Genomic DNA, 4,723 nt, shown 5'->3' with positions numbered 1-4,723 from the left:
GGGATCACCCAGGCGCCGCGGCTTTTGCCTTTGCGCAAAAGAATCAGGGTGATGGCTCCCCACAGCAGCATCATCAGGTCGCCGCGGCCCACCACCCAGGTCACATTGCCGGGATTGATGGGAGAGGCGGCAAACAAAGCGGTTGCCGCCAGTGCGGCAAAGCGGCTTCCCCCCCAGGTGCGGATCAACACGAAAAGTGTTACCAGAAGGCAGAGAAAAACAAAGATGTTGGTTGCGCGCAAGGTGGCGGGAGATAACCCCCACAGGCGCTTTTCGAGCATAAAGGAAAGGGTGACCAGCGGGCGGTAGTACATGCTCTGGTTGTCCATGCCGAACTGGCCGTAGATATAGCCGCTCGTGAACGCGTCCGCCAGCGGCCGCTCCTGGGTGAGCAGGATGCTGTTGCTTAAAAAATCCCGGGTGTCCCAGATGGCTTCGTATTTCAGGGTCGGCAGGTAGAGGGCGGCCGTTCCGGCCAGGATGGCGGCAAGCAGCAGGTAAGTGGACCAGCGGCGCATGCGCAGCTATTTTAACCCATCCCGTTGTTCCGGGCAATGGCGCCGGCGTTTACTCAAGGGGCGGCTTCTGATATGATTGGCGGCATGAGTATTCTGGATGAGATCCCGCATTGGCGGCGGGGAAGGGAATTTCTGGGTGTGCGGGTTCCGGTGATCAGCGGGGCGATGACGTGGATCAGTACGTCGGGTCTGGTAAAAGCCGTGGGTGAGGCCGGCGGCCTGGGCGTATTGGCCGGCGGCAACATGCCGGTGGACCTGTTTGCCGCCGAGATCCGGAAACTCCGGGAGTGGGGCGGCCGCTTTGCCGTCAACCTGATCACCCTGGCCCCCAACTACTCCGACCACCTGCAGGTGGCCGCAAAGATGAAAGTACCCATGGTGGTGTTTGCCGGCAGTTTCCCGCGCAAGTCCGAGGTGGAAGCGGCGCGGGCCTCGGGCGCGCGTGTGCTGTGTTTCGCCTCCACGGACTCCATCGCCCGGCGCATGATCGGTTACGGCGCCCACGGCCTGGTCCTGGAAGGAAGCGAGGCGGGCGGGCATATCGGTCATGTGTCCACCATGGTGCTGTTGCAGCAGGTGTTGTTTGCCTTTCCGGAAATACCGGTGTTTGTCGCCGGCGGGATCGCCACGGGACGCATGATGCTGCACCTGTTCCTGATGGGGGCGGCGGGTGTGCAGATGGGAACCGTATTTGCCATGTCAACCGAAAGCCCGGCCCACCCGGCGTTCAAAGAACGCTTTTGCCGCGCGCGTTCACGCGAAGCGTTCGCCACGCCGCAGTACGATTCCTCTCTGCCCGTGGTGTCCGTACGGGCGTTGAAAAACAGGGGCACCGATGATTTCGGCCGCCTGCAACTGCGTTTGCTGCGGCAGATTGAACAGGGGTGCATGAACCGCGTGCAGGCCCAGTACGAGGTCGAGAAGTACTGGGTGGGGGCGTTGCGTGAAGCCGTGCAGACGGGTAACGTCGACCGGGGATCGCTGATGGCGGGCCAGAGCGTGGGCCTGGTGGATACAATCCGCCCGGTAAAAGAGATCATGGCCAACCTGGTCCGGGACGCGGAAAAAGAGCTGGTGTCCGTGCGGCGTATGCTGTGCAACCGGGATTGACGACGTCTGCTGAAAGCCGTACAATAACGCCATGGAATTAACAGAGATCCGCGACCAATTCGAGGAACTACGCCGCAAGTCCGTTGATCTCAGGGGGTTTCTTTGACCTGGATCGCAAGGCGCAGCGATTAAAGGAAATTGAACACCAGCTCACCGACAGCGATATCTGGAACCACCCGCGCAAATCCACCGTGCTGCTGAAGGAAAAAAAGCGCCTGGAAACCGACCTGGCGCTGGGCAAGCGCTTTGAAAACGATATCGCCGAGATCGAAACCTACCTGGACCTGGCGGCCGACGATTCCGAGTTGCTGGCTGAATTGGAAACCGAGATGGAGCGGTTTTCCGGGTTTATCGAAAAGACCGAAATCCGCAACTACCTGAGCGGCGATCATGACCTGAACAATGCCTTCCTGTCGATCCATCCCGGCGCCGGGGGCACGGAGAGCCATGACTGGGCGGAAATCCTGTTGCGCATGTACCTGCGCTTCGCCGAGCGCATGGAATACAATACCGAGATCGTGGAAATCCTGGCCGGAGAAGAGGCGGGCATCAAGAGCGTGACCGTGCGCATGGACGGGGAGTACGCCTACGGCTACCTGAAGCAGGAGATCGGTGTGCACCGTCTGGTGCGGATTTCGCCCTTTGACGCCGCCGGCCGCCGCCATACGTCATTTGCCGCCGTGTTCGTCTACCCGGAAGTGGACGATCGCATCGAGATCGAACTGGACCCCAAGGACCTGCGCGTCGATACCTACCGCGCGTCCGGGGCGGGCGGACAGCACGTCAACCGCACCGATTCAGCCGTGCGCATCACCCACTTGCCCACCAATACCGTGGCCCAATGCCAGAGTGAACGTTCCCAGCACCAGAACCGTGAACGCGCCATGAACCTGATGAAGGCCAAGCTCTACGATCTTGAGCTGAAAAAAAAGAACAAGGAACGGGACCGGATGGAAAATGAAAAAGGCGAAATCGCCTGGGGGAACCAGATCCGTTCCTATGTGTTGCAACCCTATCAAAGCATCAAGGATCACCGCACCGGGCTGGAGATCGGAAATACCCAGCGGGTACTGGACGGTGATATCCTGACGTTTATCAAGGCATCCTTGAAGCAACGCTAGCCATTGCCGTCTCCTGTCCCGCCCGGGAGGGAGGATGTCGCGCACCGGAGAAGAGTATTTCCCCCTGGGGCTGGTGTGCGCGGGAGCGGCGGCGCATCTCAAACTTCCCGGAATGCTGTTGTGGGTCACTGCGTTGGTCCTGGCCGCCGTGTTCCTCTTGCTGCTGCGCCACCGTCGCTTCGGGCTCCTTTCGCGTGTCTGCCTGGCCCTGGCCCTGGCATTGGTCCTGGCGGCGGGCTTTGTCCAGGCGCGACAAAATTACCTGCGCGTGCGGGCTTTCCCCCTGCCCCTCAACGATTACATTGATGTCAGCGGCCGCCTGGCGGCGTATCCCACGGTCGAACAGCGGGATTCGATCCTGTTGCTGGATGTTTCCCGGGTCTCTTTTCACCGCCGCAGCCTGCGGGTAACGTTTCGTCTGCGCCTGCGGGTGCCCGGAAACCATCGCCGCCTGGTTCGGGGTGACCGGCTTCGGATTTCAGCCCGGGTGCGCCCGGCGGACCTGTATTACATGTCGCGGGGGATTCACTTTGTCGGCCGCTCGAAATCGGCCCTGCAGGTGCAACGCATAGCGCGGGGGCCCCTGGTCTGGAGGATTCTGGGGCGTTGGCGGCGCGTGCTGCGTTCCCGCCTGGAAGAGCGTTTCAACGATGGATCCGGGGCAATCTCCGACCGCGGAGCGCTGCTGGAGGCGCTGTTGCTGGGCGACCGCGGGCGGGTATCTTCCAGCCTGCAAGAAGCGATGCTGGATGCCGGGGTGTTTCACTTGATGGCCATATCCGGCGCCCATGTCGGCATTCTGGCCCTGGTTGTCCTGGGCGGGCTGTCGCTTCTGGGCGTGCGCGCGCCGCTGCAACTTGCGCTTGCCGCGGTGGCGCTGCTGGGGTACCTGGCCATAACGGATTTTCCCGTTTCCGCGGTCCGCGCCGGCGTGATGGCGTGGATGGTGTTTCTGGGAAAAGCGTGGCACCATCCGGCCAACGCGCTGCGCTGCCTTTCGTTTGCCGGGCTGCTGATATTTGCCGTCTCGCCTTTGTGCTGCCTGAGCCCCGGCTTTGTGCTGACTTTCGCCCTGGCCGCGGCCATCCTGCTGGGGCGCGGCCTGGCGAAGCGTTTGCCCCGGTTCCTGCCGCGCGCGGTTCGCGAAGGGGTCAGCGCGGGGTTGAACGCCGGTTGCATCTCGATTCCCTTGACGCTGCTGTTTTTTCAGCGTTTTTCATTGATCGGCCCGCTGGCCGGCATGCTGCTGTTGCCTCTTTGCGTTCCCGTCATGGCCCTGGCGTTGCCCATGATGGCATGTTGCCTGGTTCTGCCGTTTCTGGTTGCATGGTTACTCCAGGGGCTGGACCTGCTGCTAGAGGTTTTTTTTGCCGGCATTAACGCCGCCGCCCGGCTGGGAACCTCAATTTTTCGGCCCGCGCCCGCCCTGGCGGTAACGCTGCTGACAGCTTTGCTTTTTCTGGTTGCGCACCATGCGTCGCGGTCGTGGTTGCGGCGCGCGGCCGCTGTGTTGTTGCTGGCCGTGCTCTTTATGCAGGTGCGGCCGCATGCGGTTTATCGGCCGCAGCGGCTGGAGGTGTTTTTCGTGGATGTGGGGCAGGGGGATTGCACCTGCGTGGTGTTTCCCGGGGGTGATGCGTTGCTGATCGACGGCGGGGGCAGCCGTTACAGCGATTTTTCCGTGGGGCGGCGCATTGTGTTGCCGTTTCTGTTGCGGCAACGCATCCGCGTGCGCTGGGTGGCGGTTTCCCATTTTCATCCCGATCATGCCGCCGGCATCGTAGACCTGATTCCCCTGCTGCGGCCGGATGAAGTATGGATCTCTTCGGCTCCGCGCGGCCACCCCCTCTGGCACCGCCTGGCCAAGGCGGCAAACGGTGTTTCGCGCATCCGCCGTGTGCTCGCGGGGACGGTATTGGAAACGGCGGGCTGCCGGGTCACCTGCCTGTTTCCGCACAAGCTCAGCCGCGCGCC

General features: G+C 62.2%; 4 protein-coding genes. 3 read left to right on the top strand and 1 reads right to left on the bottom strand.

What is annotated here, in order from left to right; genetic code table 11:
- Positions 1–518 (bottom strand): hypothetical protein (locus ENN40_12020; GenBank protein ID HDP96064.1); only part of this gene is annotated, 518 nt, incomplete at its 3' end.
- 84 nt (positions 519–602) lie between these two features.
- Here ENN40_12020 and ENN40_12015 point away from each other — a divergent pair.
- From ENN40_12015 to ENN40_12005, 3 genes are all read left to right on the top strand, one after another.
- Positions 603–1,628 carry a hypothetical protein gene (locus ENN40_12015; GenBank protein HDP96063.1) on the top strand — a complete coding sequence of 342 codons (1,026 nt, stop codon included), beginning with the start codon at positions 603–605 and terminating at the stop codon, positions 1,626–1,628.
- Between the two features lie 31 nt (positions 1,629–1,659).
- A protein-coding gene (gene prfB, locus ENN40_12010) for a peptide chain release factor 2 (protein ID HDP96062.1) occupies positions 1,660–2,749 on the top strand; the annotation gives its coding sequence in 2 pieces (ribosomal slippage) (positions 1,660–1,731 and positions 1,733–2,749; 1,089 coding nt in all).
- Between the two features lie 34 nt (positions 2,750–2,783).
- The coding region (locus tag ENN40_12005; protein HDP96061.1) for a DUF4131 domain-containing protein at positions 2,784–4,723 on the top strand (1,940 nt) is incomplete at its 3' end.

The sequence above is a fragment of the Candidatus Aminicenantes bacterium genome (genome assembly GCA_011049425.1).
GTDB lineage: Bacteria > Acidobacteriota > Aminicenantia > UBA2199 > UBA2199 > UBA876.
This window is presented reverse-complemented; position numbering and strand designations above follow the sequence as displayed.